At 70.5% G+C, this 23,558-nt stretch carries 20 protein-coding genes; 11 read left to right on the top strand and 9 right to left on the bottom strand.

All coding sequences use genetic code 11. The features are described from left to right. The first annotated feature begins 147 nt into the window (after nucleotides 1–147). From ACFWM2_RS19055 to ACFWM2_RS19020, 8 genes are all read left to right on the top strand, one after another. Entirely contained in the window at nucleotides 148–972 is an 825-nt protein-coding gene (locus ACFWM2_RS19055; protein ID WP_383280726.1) for an NAD-dependent epimerase/dehydratase family protein, read from the top strand. A gap of 271 nt (nucleotides 973–1,243) precedes the next feature. Next, on the top strand, nucleotides 1,244–2,005 hold the full coding sequence (locus ACFWM2_RS19050; RefSeq protein WP_383280723.1) for a DeoR/GlpR family DNA-binding transcription regulator: 762 nt from the start codon (nucleotides 1,244–1,246) through the stop codon (nucleotides 2,003–2,005). A gap of 110 nt (nucleotides 2,006–2,115) precedes the next feature. Further along, on the top strand, nucleotides 2,116–3,483 hold the full coding sequence (locus ACFWM2_RS19045; RefSeq protein WP_383280720.1) for an ABC transporter substrate-binding protein: 1,368 nt from the start codon (nucleotides 2,116–2,118) through the stop codon (nucleotides 3,481–3,483). Continuing rightward, nucleotides 3,480–4,418, top strand: a complete 939-nt coding sequence (locus tag ACFWM2_RS19040) for a carbohydrate ABC transporter permease (protein WP_383280717.1) — start codon at nucleotides 3,480–3,482, stop codon at nucleotides 4,416–4,418. Before ACFWM2_RS19045 ends, ACFWM2_RS19040 begins: the two co-directional genes overlap by 4 nt. Next, nucleotides 4,415–5,266 carry a carbohydrate ABC transporter permease gene (locus ACFWM2_RS19035; RefSeq protein WP_383280714.1) on the top strand — a complete coding sequence of 284 codons (852 nt, stop codon included), beginning with the start codon at nucleotides 4,415–4,417 and terminating at the stop codon, nucleotides 5,264–5,266. The genes ACFWM2_RS19040 and ACFWM2_RS19035 overlap by 4 nt, the downstream gene beginning before the upstream one ends. Further along, nucleotides 5,263–6,252, top strand: coding sequence for a zinc-dependent alcohol dehydrogenase family protein (locus ACFWM2_RS19030; RefSeq protein WP_383280711.1), 990 nt, complete (start codon nucleotides 5,263–5,265; stop codon nucleotides 6,250–6,252). The genes ACFWM2_RS19035 and ACFWM2_RS19030 overlap by 4 nt, the downstream gene beginning before the upstream one ends. 42 nt (nucleotides 6,253–6,294) lie before the next feature. Further along, nucleotides 6,295–6,516, top strand: a complete 222-nt coding sequence (locus tag ACFWM2_RS19025; protein WP_383280708.1) for a hypothetical protein — start codon at nucleotides 6,295–6,297, stop codon at nucleotides 6,514–6,516. Nucleotides 6,517–6,580: 64 nt separating this feature from the next. After that, nucleotides 6,581–7,789: a TerD family protein gene (locus ACFWM2_RS19020; protein ID WP_383280705.1), complete on the top strand. Its 1,209-nt coding sequence runs from the start codon at nucleotides 6,581–6,583 to the stop codon at nucleotides 7,787–7,789. 551 nt (nucleotides 7,790–8,340) lie between these two features. On the opposite strand, the gene ACFWM2_RS19015 is transcribed toward ACFWM2_RS19020, so the two are convergent. Next, nucleotides 8,341–8,946, bottom strand: coding sequence for a TetR/AcrR family transcriptional regulator (locus ACFWM2_RS19015; RefSeq protein ID WP_383280703.1), 606 nt, complete (start codon nucleotides 8,944–8,946; stop codon nucleotides 8,341–8,343). Nucleotides 8,947–9,126: 180 nt separating this feature from the next. Here ACFWM2_RS19015 and ACFWM2_RS19010 point away from each other — a divergent pair, with 180 nt between their 5' ends. Next, entirely contained in the window at nucleotides 9,127–10,623 is a 1,497-nt protein-coding gene (locus tag ACFWM2_RS19010; protein ID WP_383280700.1) for an MFS transporter, read from the top strand. A 126-nt stretch (nucleotides 10,624–10,749) separates the two neighbouring features. Here ACFWM2_RS19010 and ACFWM2_RS19005 read toward each other — a convergent pair whose 3' ends face one another. The 5 genes from ACFWM2_RS19005 to ACFWM2_RS18985 form a co-directional block, all read right to left on the bottom strand. Continuing rightward, on the bottom strand, nucleotides 10,750–11,766 hold the full coding sequence (locus ACFWM2_RS19005) for a 1-aminocyclopropane-1-carboxylate deaminase (protein ID WP_383280697.1): 1,017 nt from the start codon (nucleotides 11,764–11,766) through the stop codon (nucleotides 10,750–10,752). Between the two features lie 120 nt (nucleotides 11,767–11,886). Then, nucleotides 11,887–12,537, bottom strand: coding sequence for a GntR family transcriptional regulator (locus tag ACFWM2_RS19000; RefSeq protein WP_383280693.1), 651 nt, complete (start codon nucleotides 12,535–12,537; stop codon nucleotides 11,887–11,889). 117 nt (nucleotides 12,538–12,654) lie between these two features. Continuing rightward, on the bottom strand, nucleotides 12,655–14,238 hold the full coding sequence (locus ACFWM2_RS18995; protein WP_383280690.1) for a TROVE domain-containing protein: 1,584 nt from the start codon (nucleotides 14,236–14,238) through the stop codon (nucleotides 12,655–12,657). 518 nt (nucleotides 14,239–14,756) lie between these two features. Next, complete coding sequence (locus tag ACFWM2_RS18990) at nucleotides 14,757–16,202, bottom strand: alkaline phosphatase PhoX (protein ID WP_383280687.1); 1,446 nt, start codon at nucleotides 16,200–16,202, stop codon at nucleotides 14,757–14,759. A 258-nt stretch (nucleotides 16,203–16,460) separates the two neighbouring features. Further along, the gene (locus tag ACFWM2_RS18985; protein ID WP_383280684.1) at nucleotides 16,461–17,891 is read right to left on the bottom strand and encodes a hypothetical protein; all 1,431 of its coding nucleotides are present in this window, start codon (nucleotides 17,889–17,891) and stop codon (nucleotides 16,461–16,463) included. 331 nt (nucleotides 17,892–18,222) lie between these two features. Between ACFWM2_RS18985 and ACFWM2_RS18980 the strand changes: the two genes are divergently transcribed. Next, entirely contained in the window at nucleotides 18,223–20,049 is a 1,827-nt protein-coding gene (locus ACFWM2_RS18980) for an endonuclease/exonuclease/phosphatase family protein (RefSeq protein WP_383280681.1), read from the top strand. A 64-nt stretch (nucleotides 20,050–20,113) separates the two neighbouring features. On the opposite strand, the gene ACFWM2_RS18975 is transcribed toward ACFWM2_RS18980, so the two are convergent. The 3 genes from ACFWM2_RS18975 to ACFWM2_RS18965 all read right to left on the bottom strand — a co-directional run bounded on the left by ACFWM2_RS18975 (nucleotide 20,114) and on the right by ACFWM2_RS18965 (nucleotide 22,353). Continuing rightward, nucleotides 20,114–20,851 carry an SRPBCC domain-containing protein gene (locus ACFWM2_RS18975; RefSeq protein WP_383280679.1) on the bottom strand — a complete coding sequence of 246 codons (738 nt, stop codon included), beginning with the start codon at nucleotides 20,849–20,851 and terminating at the stop codon, nucleotides 20,114–20,116. Nucleotides 20,852–20,856: 5 nt separating this feature from the next. Beyond that, complete coding sequence (locus tag ACFWM2_RS18970; protein ID WP_383280676.1) at nucleotides 20,857–21,480, bottom strand: ArsR/SmtB family transcription factor; 624 nt, start codon at nucleotides 21,478–21,480, stop codon at nucleotides 20,857–20,859. A 171-nt stretch (nucleotides 21,481–21,651) separates the two neighbouring features. Further along, nucleotides 21,652–22,353 carry an antibiotic biosynthesis monooxygenase gene (locus ACFWM2_RS18965; protein WP_383280674.1) on the bottom strand — a complete coding sequence of 234 codons (702 nt, stop codon included), beginning with the start codon at nucleotides 22,351–22,353 and terminating at the stop codon, nucleotides 21,652–21,654. 111 nt (nucleotides 22,354–22,464) lie between these two features. Between ACFWM2_RS18965 and ACFWM2_RS18960 the strand changes: the two genes are divergently transcribed. Next, nucleotides 22,465–23,496 (top strand): YihY/virulence factor BrkB family protein, encoded by a 1,032-nt coding sequence (locus tag ACFWM2_RS18960; protein WP_383280671.1) that lies wholly within the window; start codon nucleotides 22,465–22,467, stop codon nucleotides 23,494–23,496. The last annotated feature ends 62 nt before the right edge of the window (nucleotides 23,497–23,558 follow it).

The raw sequence follows: 23,558 nt of genomic DNA, 5'->3' as shown, positions 1-23,558 counted from the left end.
GCGCGCAAACACGCTACCCAGAGGCGGATTCCCGGCCTCCGCGCAACACTTGACGCGGAGCACCGATGATCCCTAGCGTGTCCATGGATGTGAATGCTGTACACGCATGCGCATGAGCATCGGCTGACGATCCAAGGAGACCCGAAGATGCCCGCTCCCCGTACCGTTCTGCTCACCGGCGCCGCCGGCGGACTCGGCACCCTGATGCGAGGCCTGCTGCCGAAGTACGGCTACGAGCTGCGCCTTCTCGACCTGCTGCCGATCGAGGGCGAGCCGGACGCGATCACCGCCGACCTCGCCGACCGGGCGGCGCTGCGCGAGGCGGTGCGGGGCGTCGACGCGATCATCCACCTCGCCGGCATCTCCCTGGAGTCCTCCTTCGAGAAGATCCTCAAGGCGAACATCGAGGGGACCCACCACCTGTACGAGGCGGCGCGCGAGGAGGGCGTGGGCCGGATCGTCTTCGCGTCCTCCAACCACGCGGTGGGCTTCACCCCGCGCCCCCGGGGCGAGGCACCCTTCGACCGGAGCGCGCTGATCCCCATCGACACCCCGCGCCGGCCGGACACCTTCTACGGGCTCTCCAAGTCGTTCGGCGAGGACCTCGCGCAGTTCTACTGGGACAAGCACGGCCTGGAGACGGTGTCCGTGCGCATCGGCTCCTGCTTCGCGGAACCCACCAGCGTCCGCATGCTCTCCGTCTGGATGAGCCCCGAGGACGGCGCACGCCTCTTCCACGCCGCGCTGACCGCCGACGACGTCCGGCACACGGTCGTCTACGGCTCGTCCGCCAACACCCGGCTGTGGTGGGACCTCTCCACCGCCCGGGCGCTGGGCTACGAGCCGCAGGACGACTCCGAGCGGTACGCCGAGAAGCTCATCGCCGAGCAGGGCGACCTCGACCCGGGCAACCCGGACCACGCGCATCTGGGCGGCCACTTCACCACGAACCCGCCGATCTGGCCGTACTGACGCGGTGACGGAACCGGCAGGAAGGGCGGGCGGGCACCGAACGGGCCCGCCCGCCCCGCTGTTCGGGCACAGAGAGTGCCCGATCTCACTCCTCGAAAGACTCCGTCCCAGGTCCGGCACGGGCAAGCGGAACGGAAAACGGACACAGCCGGGCACCATCGGGCATGCAACAGGCCTGGTCAGTGACCGAGACCCGCTGTAGAACTTCCCTCAAGGGCCCGAACGGGCAGCGAGGCAGTGAAGCAGTGCGTACAGGGAGCAGGTGCCGGCCATGACCGCGGAGGAGCGACAGCGCGAGATCGTCCGGGCCGCCCGCCGTACGGGCTCGGTCGACGTCACCGCGCTGGCCGCCGAACTGGGTGTCGCCAAGGAGACCGTCCGGCGCGACCTGCGCACCCTGGAGGACCACGGTCTGGTGCGGCGCACCCACGGCGGCGCCTATCCCGTGGAGAGCGCCGGTTTCGAGACGACGCTCGCCTTCCGCACGACGAGTCAGGTCCCCGAGAAGCGCCGGATCGCGGCCGCCGCGGCCGAGCTGCTCGGGGACGCGGAGACGGTCTTCGTCGACGAGGGGTTCACCCCGCAGCTCATCGCCGAGGCGCTGCCCAGGGACCGGCCGCTGACCGTGGTCACCGCCTCCCTGGCCACGGCGGGCGCGCTCGCCGAGGCCGACAACACGAGTGTCCTGCTGCTCGGCGGCCGGGTCCGCCCCGGCACGCTCGCCACCGTGGACCACTGGACGACGAAGATGCTCGCCGGTTTCGTCATCGACCTGGCGTTCATCGGCGCCAACGGCATCTCACGCGAACACGGCCTCACCACCCCCGACCCGGCGGTCAGCGAGGTCAAGGCGCAGGCGATCCGCGCGTCACGGCGCACGGTCTTCGCGGGCGTGCACACCAAGTTCGGGGCCGTCAGCTTCTGCCGGTTCGCCGACATCAGCGCGCTGGAGGCGATCGTCACCAGCACGCTGCTCCCCTCCTCAGAGGCCCACCGGTACTCGCTGCAGGGCCCCCAGGTCATCCGAGTCTGACAACCCAACTGACCCACTCACAGCGCGTTCGAAAGCCCAACTGACCCACCCGTAGGGCATCGCCCTACCCACACTCACCCGTTATCTCCCCATACGTCCAGGAGCGATCCATGCGAACCCAGAGCCGACGGAGGCCGCGCGCGCTTGCCGCGGCCGCCGCAGGGACGCTGCTCGCCCCGCTGCTCTCCGGCTGCTGGGCCGGGGCGGGCGGAGCCGGTTCCGGCGGCAATTCCATCAATGTCCTGATGGTCAACAACCCCCAGATGGTCGAGCTGCAGAAGCTCACCGCCGGAAACTTCACCAAGGAGACCGGCATCAAGGTGAACTTCACCGTCCTCCCCGAGAACGACGTCCGCGACAAGATCAGCCAGGACTTCGCCAACCAGGCCGGCCAGTACGACGTCGCCACACTGAGCAACTACGAGATCCCGATCTACGCCAGGAACGGCTGGCTGCACGAGATGGACTCGTACGTGCGTGACGACCCCGCGTACGACGAACAGGACGTGCTGAAGCCGATGCGGCAGTCCCTCACCGCCGACGACGGCAAGCTCTACGGGCAGCCCTTCTACGGCGAGTCGTCCTTCCTGATGTACCGCAAGGACGTCTTCGCCGAGAAGGGCCTGAAGATGCCCGCACACCCCACCTGGGAGCAGGTGGCGCAGCTCGCCGCCGAGGTGGACGGCGCCCAGTCCGGCATGCGGGGCATCTGTCTGCGCGGCCTGCCCGGCTGGGGCGAGATCATGGCACCGCTGACGACCGTGGTGAACACCTTCGGCGGCACCTGGTTCGACAAGGACTGGAAGGCGCGGCTGGACTCCCCCGAGTTCGAGAAGGCGACGAAGTTCTACGTGGACCTCGTCCGCAAGCACGGCGAGTCCGGCGCGGCCCAGTCCGGCTTCGCCGAGTGCCTCAACAACCTCACCCAGGGCAAGACCGCCATGTGGTACGACGCCACCTCGGCCGCCGGCTCCCTCGAATCGGCCAAGTCCCCGGTCAAGGGCAAGATCGGCTACGTACCGGCGCCGGTGGAGAAGACGAAGAGCTCCGGCTGGCTCTACACCTGGGCCTGGGGCATGCAGAAGGCCTCCCACAACTCCTCCAAGGCCTGGAAGTTCATCTCCTGGGCCTCCAGCAAGGAGTACGAGCAACTGGTCGGCGACAAGGTCGGCTGGTCGAACGTCCCGGCCGGCAAGCGCGCCTCGACGTACACGAACGCCGAGTACCGCAAGGAGGCCGCCGCCTTCCAGGACATGACACGGGCCGCCATCGAAGGCGCCCGGCCCCGCGACCCGGGGGTGCAGCCGCGCCCCGCACCCGGCATCCAGTTCGTCGGCATCCCCGAGTTCACCGATCTCGGCACCAAGGTCTCGCAGGAGATCAGCGCGGCCATCGCCGGACGCCAGTCCGTCGAGTCGGCGCTCAAGAAGTCCCAGCGGCTCGCCGAGCAGATCTCGAAGGAGTACGAGGGACGATGACCGCCACCACGACAGCCCCCGTCGCGACCGCTCCCGCCCGCGCCGCCCGCCCGCCCTCCGGCCGGCTGCGCGCCTGGGCCACCCGGGCACCGCTGCTGCCCGCCCTGATCTTCATGATCGCCGTGACACAGCTGCCCTTCGTGGCCACGCTGGTGATCTCCTTCTTCGACTGGAACGCCCTCTATCCGAAGGCCCGCCACTTCACCGGCTTCGGCAACTACTCGCAGGTCCTCACCGACCCCGACCTGCGCAAGTCGGTCCTCACGACGATCCTGCTGACGGCCGCCGTGGTGATCGCCAGCCTGGTCATCGGTCTGGGTCTGGCCCTGCTCATGGACCGCAAGTTCCGCGGCCGGGGCCTGGTCCGCACCCTGCTGATCGCGCCCTTCCTGGTGGTCCCGGTGGCCGCGGCCCTGCTCTGGAAACACGTGCTCTACAACCCGGAATACGGCCTCTTCAATGGGCTGCTGCACTATGTGGGCGGCCCACAGCCGGACTGGATCTCCAACACCCCGCTGCTGGCGGTGGAGGCCTCCCTCATCTGGCAGTGGACGCCCTTCATGATGCTGATCCTGCTGGCCGGACTGCAGAGCCGCTCCCACGAACAGGTCGAGGCGGCCCGGGTGGACGGCGCGACCGACTGGCAGGTCTTCCGCCACCTGACCCTCCCCCACCTGCGCCGCTATCTCGAACTCGGCGCCCTGCTGGGCTCGATCTACATCGTGCAGAACTTCGACGCGGTCTTCACGATCACCTCGGGCGGCCTCGGCACGGCGAACCTGCCTTACACCGTCTACCAGAGCTTCTACCAGGCCCACGAGAACGGCCTCGCCTCGGCCGCGGGCGTCCTGGTCGTCATCGGCTCGATCATCATCGCGACCTTCGCACTGCGCGTGGTGTCGTCCCTGTTCAGCGAGGAGGCGAACCGCGCATGAGTGCCACCGCCGTACCCGTACGCAGCCGCCGGACCCGGGGGGCGGGCCTGGGCCTGATCGCCTGGCTGGCCGGAATCGTCTTCTTCCTGCCCATCGCGTGGATGGCGCTGACGTCCTTCCACTCCGAGTCGGACGCGGCGACCAACCCGCCGTCCTTCGCGGCCTCCCTCACGCTCGACGGCTACCGCGAGTTCTTCGGCACGGGAGGCGGCGCGAGCCCCTGGCCCGCGCTGATCAACTCGGCCGTGGCGTCCGTGGCCTCGACGCTCTTCGTCCTGCTCCTGGCCTTCCCGGCGGCGTACGCGCTCTCCATCCGGCCGGTGAAGAAGTGGACGGACGTGCTGTTCTTCTTCCTCTCCACGAAGATGCTGCCGGTGGTGGCCGGGCTGCTGCCGATCTACCTGTTCGCGAAGAACACCGGGATGCTGGACAACATCTGGCTGCTCGTCATCCTCTACACCTCGATGAACCTGCCGATCGCGGTGTGGATGATGCAGTCCTTCCTCGCCGAGGTCCCGGTGGCGGTCATCGAGGCCGCACAGATCGACGGCGCCAGGCTGCCCACGATCCTCAGCCGCATCGTGGCCCCCATCTCCGCCCCCGGGATCGCGGCCACGGCCCTGATCTGCTTCATCTTCAGCTGGAACGAGCTGCTCTTCGCCCGGGTCCTCACCGGAGTGGTGGCCGAGACCGCCCCCGTCTTCCTGACCGGCTTCATCACCAGCCAGGGCCTGTTCCTGGCGAAGGTGTGCGCCGCGTCGCTCGTGATCTCCCTGCCGGTGCTCGCCGCGGGGTTCGCCGCCCAGGACAAACTGGTCCAGGGCCTGTCGTTGGGAGCCGTGAAATGAAGGCCGCCGTCATCGAGTCCGTGGGCAAGGCCGTCGTCATGGAGGTCCCGGACCCGACGCCAGGGCCCCGGGAGGTCGTCGTCGAGGTCGCGGCCTGCGGACTGTGCGGTACCGATCTGCACATCCTCCAGGGCGAGTTCGCGCCCAAGCTGCCGATCGTGCCGGGCCACGAGTTCGCGGGCGAGGTGGTCGGGGTCGGCACCCAGGTCACGGAGGTCTCGGTCGGCGACCGGGTGGCCGTGGACCCGTCCCTGTACTGCTACGAGTGCCGCTACTGCCGTACCGGCCACAACAACCTCTGCGAGCGCTGGGCCGCGATCGGCGTCACCACGGCGGGCGGCGCGGCCCAGTTCGCCGTCGCCCCGGTGGCCAACTGCGTCAAGCTCCCCGAGCACGTACGCACCCAGGACGCCGCCCTCGTCGAACCGCTCTCCTGCGCGGTCCGCGGCTACGACGTCCTCAACGCCCGTCTCGGCGCCCACGTCCTGATCTACGGCTCGGGCACGATGGGCCTGATGATGCTGGAGCTGGCCAAGCGCACCGGCGCGGCGAGCGTGGAGATGGTGGACCTCAACCAGCAGCGGCTGGCCACGGCCCAGCTGCTCGGCGTCTCCGCCTCGGCGGTGAACGCCGACGAGCTGGACCGCCCCCAGGGCTGGGACGTGGTCGTCGACGCGACCGGCAACGCGGCCGCGATCCAGGACGGCCTGGGCCGGGTCGCGAAGGCCGGCACCTTCCTCCAGTTCGGTGTCGCCGACTATGCGACCCGGGTCAGCATCGACCCGTACCGCATCTACAACCAGGAGATCACCATCACCGGTTCGATGGCGGTCCTGCACAGTTTCGAGCGGGCGGCGGAACTCTTCGCGAACGGCGTTCTCGATCCGGACGTCTTCATCAGCGACCGGCTGCCGCTCTCGAGCTATCCGCAGGCACTGGAGCAATTCGCGGCCGGAGTGGGCCGGAAGATCATCGTGACACCGTAATTCGCTGTTCCCGGGCATGGCCGGACGCCTAGTATCCCGGCCATGCCACAACCCCATGGATTCCGATACGAGGAGCTCGCGGACGGCGCGGTCGTCATCACGCATCTAGAACGCGCCGCCGGCACGCTGCGCGGTCCGCGGGCCCAGCAGTTCCTGGCCGAAGTGGTGACCGGAGACCCCCAGCTCGTCATGGCCCGCTGGACCGGAAACTACAAGCGGGGCAACGAACGCACGGCCCGAAATCACCCGCGAAATCGCCACTGACCCAAATGGCCGTCGGGTAAGGGAACGGTAAAGCGGCCTCGGTCGTTCACCCGGCATGACAGCTATGACCCCTGGCTCGAACATCCCTCTCCCCGTCGCGCGCGTGACGGTGGACGTCGCCGCTCCGGTGCGGCTCGACGTGTCGGGCCTGCTGCTCACCGCCGACGGCAAGGTGCGCTCCGACGACGACTTCATCTTCTACAACCAGCCGGCGGGCCCGGGCGTGACCTACCGCTCCGGCGGGGGTACGGCCCCGGACGCGATCACGGTCGACACGTCCGCGGTCCCCCCGGGCATCGAGAAGATCGTCGTCACCGCGAGCCCGGACGCGGCGGGCCAGACCTTCCAAGGCATCGAGCCCACGGCCACGATCCGCAACGCGGACGACAACTCCGTGCTGGCCTCCTTCACCCCGCCGCAGCTGGGCAGTGAGACCGCCCTGGTGATCGTGGAGGTCTACCTCCGCAACGGCGCGTGGAAGGCCCGCGCGGTCGGCCAGGGCTATGCGAACGGCCTGGCGGGCATCGCCACGGACTTCGGTGTCACGGTGGAGGAGCCGGCGCCCGCGGCGGCCCCGGCCACGCCTGCCATGCAGCCCCCGGTGACCCCGCCGGCTCCGCCGCTCGACCCGCGCGTGTCCGCGCCCCCGGCCCCGGCCGCGCCGCCGGCTCCCGCGGCGGCCGCCCCCGGCTCCGGGAAGATCAACCTCGACAAGGGCCGGGTCAGTCTCCAGAAGAACCAGACCGTCTCCCTGGTCAAGAACGGCCGTCCGCTCCTCTCCCAGGTCAAGATGGGCCTCGGCTGGGAGCCCGCGTTCCGCGGCAAGGACATCGACCTGGACGCGTCGGTCATCGCCTACGGCCCGCAGCGCAATCACATCGACAGCTGCTACTTCGGCAAGCTCTCCATCGTGAACGGCGCGATCAAGCACTCCGGCGACAATCTCACGGGTGAGGGCGGCGGTGACGACGAGGTGATCGTCGTCGACCTCGGCCGGCTTCCCCAGGAGGTCACCGGCCTGGTCTTCACGGTCAACTCCTTCTCCGGCCAGAAGTTCACGGAGGTCGCCAAGGCGTACTGCCGTCTCGTCGACGCGGCGACCGACGAGGAGCTGGTCCGCTTCGACCTCACCAACGCGGAGGCGCAGACCGGCGTCATGATGGCCAAGCTGATCAAACAGTTCTCCGGTGAGTGGGAGATGACGGCCATCGGGGACTTCGTCAAGTCCCGCACGGTCCGCGGCATGGTCAAGCCGGCCGCGGGCGCGCTCTAGTTTTTCCACCGGGCGCCCTCTGCAGTGCCGGGTGGGCCATCTCCCCTACCCCCGTCAGCACCCGGCGCCGGGGTGGGCCGGCGAGCCCGGCACTTCGAGGTGCCGCCCGGGTTGGGGGGACCTCGCCCCTACCGGCACGCACGCCCGCAGCTAGGTCTGCCCGCAGTCGCCCGGGGCGCCCGCTGCCCCCAGCGCAAGCCGGCGACGGCGGCCCGCCCCCGCCCGCAACCCCCACGCACCGCAGTCGCCGACGCGCCGAAGGGGCCGTGCCGGTACATCAAATGCCCGTCGCCATGCGTCAGGACACCCAACCGAGCGCCCCCAGAAGACACCACAGCCGGTAGGGCGACGGGCGGATGTACCGGCACGGACCCGACCCACCCACCGGCACCAGGCGAACCACCCACCACCGGACGGCGAACCACCCACCGGCACACGGGCGAACCACCCACCACCGGACGGCGAACCACCCACCGGCACACGGGCGAACCACCCACCACCGGACGGCGAACCGGCCACCGGCACCAGGCGACCGCCCACCCACCGACGGCTCAGCCGGCCGGCCCCGGCCGCAACCCCTCCGTCAGGAGGGACAGGTACCGCCGGATGTGCTTCCCCTCCCCGTTCGCCAGCTCCGACGCCGTGGCGACACCGTGCGCCAGCCGCAGCAGCTCGATCGGCTCCACATCCGCCCGCAGCGTCCCCTCCCGCCGAGCCGCCCCCACCAGCCGACCCGCCGCCCCCTTCACCGAGTCCCCGCACGCGGTCAGCACCGCCGAACTCCCGTCCGCGACAGCCGACCCGAGCAGCCCCTTGAGCCCGCGGACCTGGATCATCCCCTCGCTCAGCTCGTTCAGCCACTCCACCAACGCCTCACCAGGCGGCAGTTCGGCGGCGATCTCGTCCGCCCGCGCCGCAATCGCGTCGATGGTGTCGACGTACACGGCCTCCAACAGCGCCTGCCGCGTGGGGAAATGCCGGTACAGCGTGCCGGACCCGACCCCGGCCCGCTTGGCGATGTCGTCCAGCGACGCGCCTTCCCCGTGCTCGGCGAACGCGATCGCCGCTTCCTTGAGCAACCGCTCATAGTTCCGCCGCGCATCCGCCCGCATCGGCTTGGCCGAACGCGTCGAGCCGCCCGCTCCCACCTGCGTCATCCAGATACTCCTTGCGAACCGGGGACCTTCTCCGTATCTTAGCGAGCACTAAACGGAGACAGTCCCCGCTTACCGCCGCGGGCCATCCGCGCCGTCCACGGGGGTGATCCGTGCTGCCCTCCGCAGGCACCGCGCACGGCCCGCGGACACCTCACCGGGACACCAGACAGGGAGCATCCCATGTCCACCCCGCCCACTTCACCGGCACAGCCCACCGGCCCCACCCCACCCGGGCCCGCCCCCGAAACCGCACCCACATCCCCAGCCCCGCAGCCCCAGCAGCGGCATCCGCACCCGCCCACCCTCCGCACCGCGTTATTCGTCATCGTCACCGCCTACTTGATGGTCGGCGTCGACTCCACGGTGGTCAACGTCGCGCTCCCGGACATCCAGCGAGACCTCAACTTCACGCCGACCGGCCTCTCGTGGGTGCTCAACGCCTACACCCTCGCCTTCGGCGGACTGCTCCTGCTCGGCGGCCGCGTGGGCGACATCGCGGGCCGCCGCCGCACGCTCACCGCCGGCGTCCTCCTCTTCGCACTCGCGTCGCTGCTCGGCGGTCTCGCCACGGCGGACAGCTGGCTGCTCGTGGCCCGCGCACTCCAGGGCGTCGGCGCCGCCCTCACCGCCCCCAGCACCCTCGCCCTGATCACCACCAACTTCCCCGAGGGCCCCCGCCGCCACCACGCCCTGGGCATCTACACCTCGATGGCCAGCATCGGCGCCTCCATCGGCCTGGTGCTCGGCGGCATGCTCACCTCGTGGGCGTCCTGGCGCTGGGCTCTGCTGATCAACGTGCCGATCGGGATCGGAGTGGCCCTGGCCCTCCCCCGCTTCGTCACCGAAACCCGGCGCCACGCGGGCCGTTTCGACGCGGCGGGGGCGCTGACCGGCACCGCCGGCATGACGTCCCTCGTCTACGCCTTCATCCGGGTCTCGGAACACGGCTGGACCGACATCCAGTCACTGCTGGGCTTCAGCACGGCCGCCGCACTCCTCGCGGGCTTCGCGCTGATCGAGTCCCGTGCCGACCAGCCGATCATGCCGCTGCGCCTCTTCCGCAGCCGCAACCGCGCGGGCGGCTACGCGGGAGTGCTGCTGCTCCCCGCGGGCATGTTCGGCGCGTTCTACTTCCTCACGCTCCTCACCCAACAGGCGCTGGGATACGGCCCGTTGCGCGCCGGTTTCGCCTTCCTGCCGATGACGCTGGCCATCTTCGCGACCCTGCGTATCGTGCCGCGGCTCCTTCAGCGCCACGGCGCCAAGCCGCTGCTGCTCACCGGCATGACGCTGATCGTGGTCGCGGGCGGCTGGCTCTGGCGACTCGAACCCGGCGACGGCTATGTCACCGGGCTGCTCGGGCCGATGATCCTGATGGGCCTGGGCGTCGGCATGAGCTTCATGCCGCTCAACGCGACGATCCTCGCGGGTATCGCACCGCGCGACGCGGGTGCCGCCTCCGGCCTGCTGCAGACCCTCCAGTGGCTCGGCGGCACCCTTGGACTGTCCGTGCTGGTCACGGTCTTCGGGACGGCGACCCGGCACGCGACCGGCTCCCCGGCCGCGATCCTCACCCAGGGCGCGGCCCGGGCGTTCGGGGCCGGCTCACTGATCGCGCTGGTGGCCCTCCTGGTCGCCGCCCTGGCCCTCACCGGACGCCCGCGCCCACCGCGGTGACCCCCGCCAGGCGAACCACCGCGCCGGCCCCCGACTTCGACCCTCCGCCACCCGGGCTCAGACGAAAACCCAACCCAGACGAAACCCAGCCCAGCCCCAGACATAGCCCCAGACGCAGCCCCAGACTCAGAACAGCGCACTGTACGCATTCAGCGCAGGCTGCCCGCCCAGATGGGCATACAGCACGGTCGAATCCCGCCCTATCTCTCCGCGGGCCACCAGATCGACCATGCCGGCCATCGACTTCCCCTCGTACACGGGGTCGGTGATCATCCCCTCGGTGCGGGCAGCGAGCCGCATCGCTTCCAGCGTGGCCTCGTCGGGGACCCCGTACGTGCCCGCGTGATACCGCTCGTCCAGTTCGACATCTTCTACCGTCAACTCGCCCTGCACACCAATGAGTTGGCCCGTGCGGTGCGCGATCCGGGCGATCTGCTCACGGGTACGGGCGGGCTCCGCCGACGCGTCGATCCCGAGAACGCGCCGCGGCCGCCCGCCCGCTTCCCGCAGGGCGGCGAACCCGGCGACCATGCCCGCCTGGGTCGAGCCGGTGACCGAACACACCACGACAGTGTCGAAGAAGACGCCCAACTCCTCTTCCTGTCGCACGACTTCGTACGCCCAGCCGGCAAATCCGAGGCCACCGAGCGGATGGTCGGACGCCCCGGCCGGGATGGCGTACGGCTTGCCGCCCGCCTCCTCGACCTCCCGCAGGGCCTGTCCCCAGCTCTCCTTGAAGCCGATCCCGAACCCGGCCCGGACGAGCCGCACGTCGGCGCCGGCGAGCCGGCTGAGGAGGATGTTCCCGACCTTGTCGTACACCGCGTCGGGCCACTCCACCCAACTCTCCTGGACCAGCACGCACTTGAGTCCCGCGCGGGCGGCACAGGCCGCGGCCTGGCGGGTGTGGTTGGACTGCACCCCGCCGATCGAGACGAGCGTGTCGCACCCCTGGGCGAGCGCGTCGGCGATCAGATACTCCAGCTTGCGGGTCTTGTTGCCGCCGTACGCGATGCCGGAGTTGCAGTCCTCCCGCTTGGCCCACAGCGCGGCACCCCCGAGGTGCCGGGTCAGCCGTTCCAGCGGATGCACCGGCGAGGGGCCGAAGAGCAGGGGGTAACGCGCGTACGAGGCAAGGGACATGAGTCCTCCCCGGATGAGATACGGCCGACGTGCAGGTCAGGTCAGGTGCCGAGCCAATGCGGATCACGTACCGAGCGAATGCGAGCCAACAGCGCTCCTCGGATACAGGGCGGCGAGAAATCAGGGGTCGGTGTCGGCCACCTCTTCGAGCGCGAGCCAGATCTCCGCCGTGACGCGGACGGCCTCGGCCACGTCCCGTTCGGCGCAGGCGTCGATCAGCCGCTGGTGCAGCCCCGGCGAACGGCAGTTGCCGCCCTCACCGAAGCGGCGTCGCTCGAGGCGACGGATCAGCGGGGTGTAGCGGGCGATGGTGGCGGCGGCCGCGCTATTGCCGCCTGCCCGCACCAGTACGTCGTGCAGCTCGTCGTCGGCGAGCAGAGCGGCGTCCACGTCACCGGCCCGCACAGCCATGGCGAACCGCGCATTGGCGTCCCGCATGGTGTCGAGGTGCGTCGCGAGCAACCGCGGCACGGCCGTGCGCACCGCGAGTGCGTGCATGGCGCCCACCACCGCCGCGGCGTCCCGGACATCGGCGGCGACCACGGGGGTCACCCGGGTGTAGCTCTGCGGCTTGGACTCCAGGAGACCCTCGTCCACCAGCCGCGCGAACGCCTCGCGCACGGGCGCCCGGGACAGCCCGAGCCGCTCGGCGAGTTCGGCGTCCCGCACCGCCGTGCCCGGCTCGATGTCGCCGGTGACGATGGCGTCCCGTATCGCCTCGTACGCCTGGTCCCTGAGCAGGGTCCGGCGCACGGGCCGTATCGCCTCCATGGAGTGAAATGTTAGATATCAATCTGCCGGACGCACAAGAGTGCGGCCCGCACCGAAGTACGGGCCGCACTCGCACGACTCCCCTCTCGACCGGCCCACGACCGGTCGGCGCCCGTCTCAACCAGCCCACGGCCAGTCGGCGTCCCGGGCCTGCTCCAGCAGAGGCACCATCCGGAAGGCCGCGTCCGAGAGCCCTCCGAAGGTGTGCCGGTGGGCCGTCCCGGACGGGCCGTGGCCCGGCCGGTACCCCGCCAGGTTCCAGGTGTAGACCGGGATGTGCTCCGGAACCTGCTCGGTCGGGTCGCCGTAGTGGCTGTACATGGCCTGCTCGTCGGTGACGATCAGCACCCGGTCGTGCTTCTTGTAGTGCCGGCGCACCGCCTCGCTGGTGTCGGTGCCACCGAGGTCGCCGAAGCGCTCCAGGACCTTGAGCACCGACTCGCCGCCGCGGAACTTCACCCGGTTGCTGGTCGTACCGAACTCGACCAGATCTGCGTCTGCCGCCCGCAGCGCGAGCGCCGTGCCAAAGATCGCCGCCGCGTCGGCCCGGTTGAGCTCCGAGCGGTCCGACAGCCGCGAGTAAAACATCGAACCGGAGCGGTCCACGAGCACCAGCGTCCGCCCGCGCAGGACCGGCACGTTGGCCAGCGAGTGGCCGAGCGCCTGCTCCAGCGGGTAGGACCAGCGCAGCGACGGCGCGTGCTGGTACGCGGCGAGGTAGCGGAAGGGGAACTGCCGCGAGCGTGCCACCTCTGCCGGGTCGCTGATCTTGGCGGCGACCTGGGCCGCCACCTCGTCCGAGACACCCGCCTCGTCGAAGTTGCGCAGGTTGCGGACGAGCGCCATCGCGCCCATGGACGGGATCACGGCCTCCCAGGCCGCCTTGTCCATCGGGCCCTGCAGCCAGCCGGCCAGCGCCTCCCAGGTCATGCCCGCCTCCGCGAGGCGCTGCGCGCCCTGTGCTCCGGTCACGACCTTGCGCCGCTTGGCGGGCCGCAGCGCCATCAGGTCGCGATGGGCCGCGAGTACGGGCAGCGACTTGGGCACCACGGCCGTGTCCGGGTGGTGGCGCCGGTCCAGCGCGTACTGGAACAGGTCGCCCTGCCACGGCTTGCCGGGGTCCGGGGCCGCGTGCACCAGGTTCAGGATGTCGCCGAAGCGGTAGCCCTTGGACGCGGTGTCGTACTTCAGCAGCGACTTGCCGCTGTAGAGACGGCGTACGGCGTCGGCGACACCGCGCTTGACGGGCTTGGGCACGTTGCGGCCGTAGCGGGAGGTCCAGTACGCGAGCAGCTCGCCGGGCTCGTCCGGGCGGCGCAGCACGGAGGCGATGACCTGCCGGTTCGCCGGACCGTCGGTGGCGCCCGCGTCGAGCCGCGCCTTCACGTACTCGGCGGCGCCCACGATCGAGGCCGTCCGGAGGTTGCCCTCGCCGCGCAGCCAGCCGAGCAGGCCGGCCGTCCAGGCGGGGTCGGCGACGGCGAGCTCGCGCACCAGCTTGGCGAACCGGTCGTCGCGGGCCGCGCCGGTCTCGTAGAAGGTCTGCTGGGAAACGAAGTTGGCGACGGCGAGCAGGAAGAGCTCGGAACGCGCGTCGCGCTCCTGGCCACGGCCGCCCTGGTGCGTCCGCAGGACGCGGCCGGTCGAGGTGACGCGCGAAGCGCCCTGCGCCTTGGCCGTCTTGGTGTTGAATCGCGCCATGATGAATTCCCCCGAATTCGTCTACGACCGTGAAGTCGCGTTTCGGAGGGAGGCGCAGCAAATGGAGCGTGCCCGAGATCAGGAGTCGGCGACGGACTTTAGCCAGATGCTCTTCCGAATTGAGCTACCTCGACCCTGGGGTCGACGACGGGATTTGAACCCGCAACCGTCCGGTCCGATGAAGTAACCGTTGCCTGCGCACCGGGCACACACCAGCTGCTGCGCCTCCCGAGATCAAATCGGCGGCGGCGTGGATTCTTTGGAAGAGAAGTAGCCGCAGCCTGCGCACCGGGAGGTGCATGAAGTTGTGAGTGTCCAGAGTTCAGGTCGGCGGAACCGACATAGGTGCTCTAACCCCTGAGCTACACCGGCGCGTTGTACCGGTGACGGGACTCGAACCCGCGGCCGCCCCATTATCAGTGGAAGTAGGTCCTGCCTTCGCACCTGGACGTTCTTCACTCTAGGAGGCGTGCCGCGGCTCGGCGAGCGAATTAAAAGCCGCCCGGACGGTGCGGAGTTCAGCCGCGCTTCTGGCGCTTCCAGGGCCCCTTGACGGCCAGCATGATGCCCGGCTCCTGAATGTTGGCGAAGAGCGTCCTGCCGTCGGGCGAGAAGGTGACGCCGGTGAACTCGCTGTAGGCCGGCTCCGCTTCGGTGCCGATGTTCAGTTCGTTGCGGGCGATCGGGTACGTGCGGCCGCTGTCGGTGGCGCCGAAGAGGTGCTGGACGCCCTCGCCGTCCTCGGCGATGACGAGACCGCCGTACGGGGAGACGGTGATGTTGTCGGGGCTGTCGAAGGCGCCGTCCTTGGCCGGGTCGGGGTTCACGCCGAGCAGGACCTTCAGGGTGAGGGTGCGGCGCTTGGGGTCGTAGAACCAGACCTGGCCGTCGTGCGGGACGGGGCTCTCGTCACGGGCGTACGAGGCGACGATGTAGGCACCGCCGTCGCTCCACCACATGCCTTCGAGCTTGCGGGCGCGGGTGACCTGGCCGGTGGTGAACTGCTTGCGCACGGACACGGTCTTCGCGTCCCGGTCCGGCACGTCCACCCAGTCGACGCCGTACACCGTGCCGATCCTGGTGGCGCGGGAGAGGTCGTCGACGAACTTGCCGCCGGAGTCGAAGCACTTGAAGGCCTGGAGGGCGCCGGCGTCGTCGGCGAGGGTGGCGAGCTGTCCGTGGCCGTGCTCGAAGCCCTGCGGCGGGGTCCAGCGGTACAGCAGGCCGTTGGGGCCCGACGCGTCCTCGGTGAGGTAGAGGCGGCCGCGCCTGGGGTCGACGACGACGGCTTCGTGGGCGTATCGGCCGAGCGCCTTGACCGGCTCGGGGTTCCGGTTACGGCGGCCGTCCTCGGGGTCGACCTCGAAGACGTAGCCGTGGTCCTTGGTCATGCCGTTCTGGCCGGCCTTGTCCTCGGTCTCCTCGCAGGTGAGCCAGGTGCCCCAAGGGGTGTTGCCGCCGGCGCAGTTGGTGGAGGTTCCCGCGATGCCGACCCACTCGGCGACCTTGTCCCCCCGCACCTCGACGACCGTGCAGCCGCCGGACGCGGCCGGGTCGTACACCAGGCCCGGGGTGAGCGGCACGGGGTACTTCCAGTCGGCGCGCGGGCCCTTCAGCTCGTGGTTGTTGACCAGGAGCGTCGTGCCGCGACGGCCTTCGAAGGTGGAGGTGCCGTCGTGGTTGGACGGCGTGAACTCGCCGGACTCCAGCTTGGTCCTTCCGCTGTAGGTGATCACGCGGTACGAGAACCCGGCGGGCAGCGCCAGGACGCCCTTGGGGTCGGGAATCAGCGGCCCGTAGCCGACGCCCCCGTGCCGGTCCGCCGACTGGTCGTCCGCGCTCTCGGTGTCCGTGGACGCGAGGGCGTTCGGCGCGGTGGCGAGCGCGCCGACGCTGCCGGCCAGGGCGACTCCGGCCCCGGTGAGCGCGGATCGTCTGGCGAAGTCCCTGCGGGTGAGCGACATGCTGTCTCCTGCTGACGGTGGAGTGGGACGTCGTGGGGGGTGGGTGGCGGACCTCGTTGCGGCGACACGGTCCCGCTCGCGCCTGAACGGGAGTTGAACAGAGGCCGACTTCAGGGACCCTGCTTGCGTGAATCCGGCCGAAAGCAAGAAAGAGCCCTGCCCCCGCCGTAGCGAGGAACAAGGCTCTTTCGCGCTCGGAAAATCGCCCCACCAGGGCAAGCAGCAAGGGCGCCGCCGGGCCACGCGGGACCCGACGGCTCACCCCGCCTGCTGCGACCGCGCCTTGAACGCGGCCTTACGAGCCTCCTTGGCGACCTTCTTGTCGGGGTGCAGCCGGCCCATCGCCTCCAGGACGTCCGGCGTGGCCGGGTGGTCCACCCGCCAGGCCGTCGCGAAGAAGCCACCGTGCTGCTGGGCGAGGCCCTCCACGAGGCCCTGCAGCTCCTCGGAGTTGCCCTCGGCCGCCAGCTGCGCGGCAACGGTGTCGATGGTCAGCCAGAAGACCATCGCCTCCGACGGCGCGGGCACCTCGGCCGCGCCGCGCTCCGCGAGCCAGACCCGCGCGAGCCCGCCGAGCTGCGGGTCGTCGAGCACCTCGCGCAGCGCCGGCTCCGCCTCGGCGCCGACCAGCGACAGCGCCTGCTGGCACCGCAGGCGACGCAGCGGGGCGCCCTCGTCCGTACCGCGCGCCGCCGCCAGCAACTCCCGTGCCGCGGGGAGGGGTTCACGCCGGGTGAGCCACTGCTCGGTCTCGGCCTGCGCGGCGGCCGGCGGAAAAGCGGAGGTGCCGTCGAGCAGCGCGTCCGCCCCCTTGTCCGAGAGGTCCCCGACCGCGGGCGCCTCGATGCCGGCCTCCTGCAGCCGCGCCCGCAGCCCGTACAGGCCGAGGGGCGTCAGCCGGACCATCCCGTAACGCGAGACGTCGGTCTCGTCGACCACCGCCGGCGCCTCCGGGTCGTCGGCGTCGGCCATCAGGGCCTCGTCCACCGGCTGGAAGTCCACGAGCCCCACCGGCTCCAGGAGACGGAACTGGTCGTCGAGCCGCATCATCGCGTCCGACACCTGTTCCAGTACGTCGTTGGTGGGCTCGCCCATGTCGTCCGGCACGATCATCGACGCGGCGAGGGCGGGCAGCGGCACCGGGCTGTCGCCGGGTCCCTCCTCGCTGACGGTCAGCAGATAGAGGTTGCCGAGCACGCCGTCGAGGAACTCGGCCTCCGCCTCCGGGTCCCAGTCCAGGGAGGAGAAGTCGATCTCGCCGCCCTCGTCCATCGCCTCGACGAGGTCGTCGAGGTCCGGCACGCTCGCGTCGGCCAGGACCGTCTCCAGTGCGGCGAGCCATACGCCGAGCACGTCCTGGGGCGCTCCCGAGGTGAGCAGCGCGAGGTCCGCGCCGGCGGCGACCGTGCCCTCCTCCTCGTCCACGATCTCGACGAGGCCGGCATCGACGGCCACCCGCCAGGCCTCACTGGCGTAGGCGACCGCCTCGTCCCCGGTGAGTCCGAGTTCCGCGGCCGCCGCCGGAAGCTGCTCCTCGACGAGTTCGCCGCCCGCGCCCACGCGTGTGTCCGGTCCGGCCCAGCGGGCGAGCCGCGCGGCGCGGGACAGCAGCGGGGCGGCGAGCGCGTCCCGCGCCAGCTCCGCTTCGGACGTCAACCGCACGGGCGGCAGGGGGGAGCTGTCTGACATCGGCTGATTCTCCTCCGGACAAGCAGGACAGGCAGGGCAGGCAGAACGGGCTTCGAGGGCCGCCGACCCCCGTCGCCCGCACCGCACTGCCGTGACGGCTCAGCCTAGACGGATTTGGACGCATGCCGCCCGGTTCATGTCCCTGTCAGGAGTCGGACACCGCCGAAACCTTGACAACTCCCCCGGCCACGCACGAGATTGACGCGCGTAGAAGTCGGACGGGCACTCGCTCACCTGCTTCTACGCGCGTCACCGGCCCGCACGCAGGTCGCGCTCCCCCCACTGCTCCACCCTCGTCCCGGCGCTCACGTACGTCCCCGGAGGGATTCCCTTGCCGAGCAAGAGAACCGCGCGCATCGCCGCGCTGACCGTTGCCGCGGTCTGTTCCACCGTCTCCGCCGTGGTGCTCACCGCACCCGCCCACGCGGACACCGTCCACATCCACGACATCCAGGGCACCACCCGGATATCCCCGCTCGCGGGCCAGAAGGTGACCGACGTGACCGGCGTCGTCACCGGCGTGCGGACCTACGGCTCGTCCAAGGGCTTCTGGTTCCAGGACCCGGACGCGGACGCGGACGCGGCCACCAGTGAGGGCGTCTTCGTCTTCACCAGCTCCGCGCCGAAGGTCGCCGTCGGGGATTCGGTCACGGTCACGGCCACCGTCTCGGAGTACGTCCCCGGCGGCACCTCGACCGGCAACCAGTCGGTGACGGAGCTCACCAAGCCGACGGTGACCGTGCTCTCCAGCGGCAACGCCGTCCCGGCCGCCACGGTCGTCAACGCCCGGTCGGTCCCGGACGTGTACACCGCCGCCGGTGACACCGCGGCGGCCGGCTCGGTCAACGGCCTGGCCCTGCAGCCGAAGAAGTACGCCCTGGACTACTACGAGTCCCTGGAGGGCATGAACGTCCGGGTCGCCGACGCCCGCGTGGTCACCGCGACCGACCCGTACAGCGAGCTGTGGGTGACGGTGAAGCCGGGCGAGCACGACAACCGCCGCGGCGGCACGGTGTACGGCGCGTACACCTCGCAGAACACCGGCCGGCTGCAGATCCAGTCCCTCGGCGCGACCGCCGACTTCCCCACCGCGAACGTGGGCGACGAGCTGTCCGGCACCACCGCCGGTCCGCTCGACTACAACCAGTTCGGCGGCTACACCCTCGCCGCGAACCAGCTGGGCACCCTGGAGAAGGGCGGCCTGGAGCGCGAGACGACCCAGAAGCAGTCCCGCGACGAGCTGGCCGTGGCGACGTACAACGTCGAGAACCTCGACCCGGGCGACGGCACCTTCGCGGCCCACGCGTCCGCGATCGTGAACAACCTGCGGTCGCCCGACGTCGTGTCCCTGGAGGAGATCCAGGACAACAACGGCGCGAAGGACGACGGCACGGTCGCCGCCGACCAGACCGTGACCAAGCTGATCGACGCGATCGTCGCGGCGGGCGGCCCGAAGTACGACTGGCGTTCCATCGACCCGGTCAACGACCAGGACGGCGGAGAGCCCGGCGGCAACATCCGCCAGGTGTTCCTCTTCAACCCGGAGCGGGTCTCCTTCACCGACCGCGCGGGCGGCGACTCGACGACCGCCGTCGGTGTCACCAAGGTGCACGGCAAGGCGGCCCTGACGGTCTCCCCCGGCCGGATCGATCCGGCGAACGGCGCCTGGAAGAGCAGCCGCAAGCCGCTCGCGGGCGAGTTCGTCTTCCGCGGCAGGACCGTCTTCGTGATCGCCAACCACTTCGCCTCGAAGGGCGGCGACCAGGGGCTGACCTCCCAGTACCAGCCGCCGGCCCGCAGCTCGGAGACCCAGCGGCACCTTCAGGCGACCGCGGTGAACTCCTTCGTCGAGGACGTGCTGAAGACCCAGAAGAACGCCGACGTCATCGCCCTCGGCGACATCAACGACTTCGAGTTCTCCGACACGGCGAAGCTCCTGGAGGACGACGGCGCCCTCTGGTCGGCCATCAAGTCCCTGCCGAAGAGCGAGCGTTACACGTACGACTACCAGGGCAACAGCCAGGTCCTGGACCAGATCCTGATCAGCCCGTCGATCCGCAAGGACTGCGACGTGGAGTACGACAGCGTGCACGTCAACTCGGAGTTCTCCGACCAGATCAGCGACCACGACCCGCAGGTGCTGCGGTTCCGGCCGTAGTCCCCGCACCGCGAAGAGCCCGGCCCCGTCGTCCGAGGGGTCGGGCTCTTCGCCGTACCGGTGATCACCCGGCGAAGACGCCGTCCAACCAGCTCTGCCAGGCGGCCTCGTTGCGCTTGCCGTCGGCGTCGGGCGCGAAGTCGTGGATGCTGATGCCCACCGGCGCGCCCCAGTGGTTGCGCCCGAAGAAGCGGATGAGGGCGTTGTCCGTGCGCAGCCCGATGAAGTACGGGTCGCGGTAGTCGAGTACGGCGTCGAGGAGCTGCCCCTCGGGACCGCGGGCCTGCACGCGCGCACCCTCGGTGGTGTCGTCCGCGAGACCGAGCGCATGTCCTACGGCGCTGAAGGCGTCGGGCGCCTTGGACGCCTCGGGTCCGTCGAACATGGCGAACGTGAGCGGGCGGCCGCTGAAGTGCGTCACGTACTCGCGCAGGGTGCGCAGGTAGAAGGCGTTGTGCTTGTTCGCACCGTCGTACTGGTTGTCCCAGTCGTCGACGAAGATGCCGCTGTGCACATACCGCACCCAGGCCCGGCTGCCGCCCTCGCGCGGCTCGATGGTGTAGTCGAGCTGGTTGAGGGTCTGCTCGGAGATGCCGTCGACGTCCTCGACGCGGTTGGTGTAGCGGTGCGGAGGGTCCCAGGTCGTGATCGTGGACCCGAAGGGGCCCGTACCACCCTCGCGCGGCTCGGGCGCCTCCATCGGCCACAGCCAGCCTCCGGTGCCTTCGGTGATCGCGTCCCACACCCGCTCCGGCGTGGCGTCGATCTCGATCTCGTGGGCGCTCTCGAATTCCTTGGACATGATGGTCACTCCTCGGTACTGATGGGCAGTTCGGCCGCCGGGGTCTCGGGTCTGACCGTGGGGTGGAGGGCGACGACGATCCGGTGGCTGCGGCCGCCGGCGGTGTCGGGGGCGTCGTACTTGCGGATCAGCCCGCCGACACCCGCCGTCAGCTCCTCGATGAACGCGGCACGGTCCGCCGCGGTCGCGAAGGTCACCTCGCCGTCGAGCGCGTAGGTGGCCAGCCGCTTGCGGGCCTTCGTCGCGCCGGTGATCAGCGATCCGACGTCCCGTACGAGCCGGGCGCCGAGCGCGAGCAGCCAGCGGGCGGAGAGCTGGTCCCGGAAGCGGTCCGGGTCGGGCTGCACGGCGGCGAGCGCGAGCGGCGAGATGACGTACGACGCGGCGGTCGCGCGCATCAGCCGCTCGGTGACGTTCCCCTTGCGGCGCTCGTCCGCCAGCTCCACCAGGCCGTGCCGCTCCAGGGCCTTCAGGTGGTAGTTCACCTTCTGCCGGGGCAGCCCGATCCGGCCGGCCAGCATGGCGGCCGACGCGGGCCCGGCCGCCAGCTCGGCCAGCAGCCGGGCCCGCACGGGGTCCAGCGAGACGGCGGCTGCCGCCGCATCCTCGATCACGGTCACGTCCAACATGGCTCCAGCGTCCCACCGAACACTTTTTTTGTCCAGGCGATTGGAGTTGTCGGTGAGTCGGGTCGTGCCGGAGCCGGGTCGTGCCGGAGCCGGGTCGCGTCCGAGCCGGGCCCTGGTGCCCACCGGTGAGGTCGGCGTGTGCGCGTATCAGGCACCGGGCGCACCCGAATGTCAGGGCTCGAGCCCGAGCACGTACGTGTACCGGCTCCCCGAGAACCTCGTCAGCCCGGGAAAGTTCCGTACGCGCTCCCAGTGCTCCGTGACCGAGCCGACCCCCTCGCCGGGCGCCGCGAGGGCCTTGTCGTAGGCCTCCGCGCTCTCCCACTCGGCGTAGTTGAGGACCTTGGTGCCGTCGTCGTTCAGGTGGAAGTGCGCCGAGATGAGGCCGGGATTCCCGGCCGGGTCGTCGGCCAGGGCGTCCAGCACCAGGTCGACCCATGCGCTCCGCCGCCCGGCCGCGGCCGCCTCGAACCCGATCTCGACGGTCACCACCAGGCCCGGGACGCGCGTGTCACCGGCGGCGCGCTCCAGGCTCCGGTAGCGCCGGTAGCGGCCGAGTCCGATCCGCTCGATTCCCGGCACCGCCCGGTCGATCTCGTCCACCCGCTGCTGCCGGTGCGCGGCGACGAAGTCCTCGTACTCCTGCTCGCCCGTCCACCGCGAGTGGTGCATCAGCGTGGTGCCGTCGTGACCGGCGTAGACGTAGTAGCCCAGCAGGCCTTCGGCGGGCCAGGGCCGGCTCTGCCAGGTGCCGGCGATGGCGTCGACGGCGACGCGCTGGCGCTCCGGGGTCCCCACCCGCCAGGTGCTGAAGAGCGGGGATCCGGCCCGGGAGTCGGCGAGTTCGGGATGGACGGCGGTACGGCGGGTCATGACGGCCTCCGATGGTCGCGCTCACTGCGTGTACCGACCACCCTTCAACCTCAACCATGATGGAGGTCAAGCGCGGGCTTCATCGCCCCGTTCCGGGACATACGCCAGGTCATGGACGAGAAGCGACCGGAATCGGAGACGGCGGGACTGACCGAGAAGGACAGCCCCACCGAGTTGCCCGCGCGTTCCTGGTGGGCGGTGGTGCGGCGCACGGCGAAGGAGTTCCAGGACGACGAACTCTCCGACCGCGCGGCCGCGTTGACGTACTACGGCGTGCTGTCGCTGTTCCCCGCGCTGCTGGTACTGGTGTCCCTGCTGGGCGTTGCCGGGCCTGGCGTCACCGACAAACTCCTGGAGAACGTACGGGACTTGGCCCCCGGGCCGGCCCGGCAGATCCTGCACGACGCGGTGGTGCAGCTCGGCGACAGCGGGGGCACCGGGGGCGTGCTCGCGATCGTGGGACTGCTCGCCGCGCTCTGGTCCGCGTCCGGCTACGTCGCCGCGTTCATCCGCACGTCGAACGCCGTGTACGACCTGCCGGAGGGCCGCCCCGTCTGGAAACTCACGCCGCTGCGGCTGGTGCTGACCGTCGCGCTGATGCTGTTGCTCGCGGTGAGCGCCCTGATCGTGGTGTTCACCGGACCGCTGGCCCATCGCGCGGGCACGGCCGTCGGGCTCGGTGACGCGGCGATCACCGCCTGGTCGATCGCGAAGTGGCCGGTCCTGCTGGTACTGGTCGTCCTGATGATCGCCCTGCTGTACTGGGCCGCCCCCAACGTCCGTGGCCGCGGCTTCCGTTGGGTGAGCCCCGGCAGTGTCCTCGCCACACTCATCTGGCTGGTCGCCTCCGCCGGCTTCGCCCTGTACGTCGCCAACTTCGGTTCGTACAACAAGACTTACGGTGCTCTCGCGGGCGCCGTCATCTTCCTGGTGTGGCTCTGGCTGACCAATCTGGCGATCCTGCTCGGCCTGGAGTTCGACGCGGAGCTGGCGCGTCAGCGGGCGATCAGCGGGGGCCGGCCGCCGGCCGAGGAGCCCTACGTCGAGCCGCGTGACACCCGCAAGTGGCCGCCGCGGCTGCGTGCGCTGCGGGAGGCACGGGCCCGGGCGTCCCAGGGCAGCATGACCCGGGCCGGAGAGTGACCTGCCTCCCTCGCGGGAGCGACGGCAGCGGTGGGGCCGAGTAGTCGACTACTCGGCCCCAC

It is taken from the genome of Streptomyces sp. NPDC058371 (genome assembly GCF_042723265.1).
Lineage (GTDB): Bacteria > Actinomycetota > Actinomycetes > Streptomycetales > Streptomycetaceae > Streptomyces.
Note: the sequence above shows the minus strand (reverse complement) of the source record. Positions and strands in the feature narration are given on the sequence as shown.

Bases quoted from the DNA above. Each gene is read 5' to 3' on its own strand.
- ACFWM2_RS19055 (WP_383280726.1), top strand. From the start codon at position 148: ATGCCCGCTCCCCGTACCGTTCTGCTCACCGGCGCCGCCGGCGGACTC.
- ACFWM2_RS19050 (WP_383280723.1), top strand. From the start codon at position 1,244: ATGACCGCGGAGGAGCGACAGCGCGAGATCGTCCGGGCCGCCCGCCGT.
- ACFWM2_RS19045 (WP_383280720.1), top strand. From the start codon at position 2,116: ATGCGAACCCAGAGCCGACGGAGGCCGCGCGCGCTTGCCGCGGCCGCC.
- ACFWM2_RS19040 (WP_383280717.1), top strand. From the start codon at position 3,480: ATGACCGCCACCACGACAGCCCCCGTCGCGACCGCTCCCGCCCGCGCC.
- ACFWM2_RS19035 (WP_383280714.1), top strand. From the start codon at position 4,415: ATGAGTGCCACCGCCGTACCCGTACGCAGCCGCCGGACCCGGGGGGCG.
- ACFWM2_RS19030 (WP_383280711.1), top strand. From the start codon at position 5,263: ATGAAGGCCGCCGTCATCGAGTCCGTGGGCAAGGCCGTCGTCATGGAG.
- ACFWM2_RS19025 (WP_383280708.1), top strand. From the start codon at position 6,295: ATGCCACAACCCCATGGATTCCGATACGAGGAGCTCGCGGACGGCGCG.
- ACFWM2_RS19020 (WP_383280705.1), top strand. From the start codon at position 6,581: ATGACCCCTGGCTCGAACATCCCTCTCCCCGTCGCGCGCGTGACGGTG.
- ACFWM2_RS19015 (WP_383280703.1), bottom strand. From the start codon at position 8,946: ATGACGCAGGTGGGAGCGGGCGGCTCGACGCGTTCGGCCAAGCCGATG.
- ACFWM2_RS19010 (WP_383280700.1), top strand. From the start codon at position 9,127: ATGTCCACCCCGCCCACTTCACCGGCACAGCCCACCGGCCCCACCCCA.
- ACFWM2_RS19005 (WP_383280697.1), bottom strand. From the start codon at position 11,766: ATGTCCCTTGCCTCGTACGCGCGTTACCCCCTGCTCTTCGGCCCCTCG.
- ACFWM2_RS19000 (WP_383280693.1), bottom strand. From the start codon at position 12,537: ATGGAGGCGATACGGCCCGTGCGCCGGACCCTGCTCAGGGACCAGGCG.
- ACFWM2_RS18995 (WP_383280690.1), bottom strand. From the start codon at position 14,238: ATGGCGCGATTCAACACCAAGACGGCCAAGGCGCAGGGCGCTTCGCGC.
- ACFWM2_RS18990 (WP_383280687.1), bottom strand. From the start codon at position 16,202: ATGTCGCTCACCCGCAGGGACTTCGCCAGACGATCCGCGCTCACCGGG.
- ACFWM2_RS18985 (WP_383280684.1), bottom strand. From the start codon at position 17,891: ATGTCAGACAGCTCCCCCCTGCCGCCCGTGCGGTTGACGTCCGAAGCG.
- ACFWM2_RS18975 (WP_383280679.1), bottom strand. From the start codon at position 20,851: ATGTCCAAGGAATTCGAGAGCGCCCACGAGATCGAGATCGACGCCACG.
- ACFWM2_RS18970 (WP_383280676.1), bottom strand. From the start codon at position 21,480: ATGTTGGACGTGACCGTGATCGAGGATGCGGCGGCAGCCGCCGTCTCG.
- ACFWM2_RS18965 (WP_383280674.1), bottom strand. From the start codon at position 22,353: ATGACCCGCCGTACCGCCGTCCATCCCGAACTCGCCGACTCCCGGGCC.
- ACFWM2_RS18960 (WP_383280671.1), top strand. From the start codon at position 22,465: ATGGACGAGAAGCGACCGGAATCGGAGACGGCGGGACTGACCGAGAAG.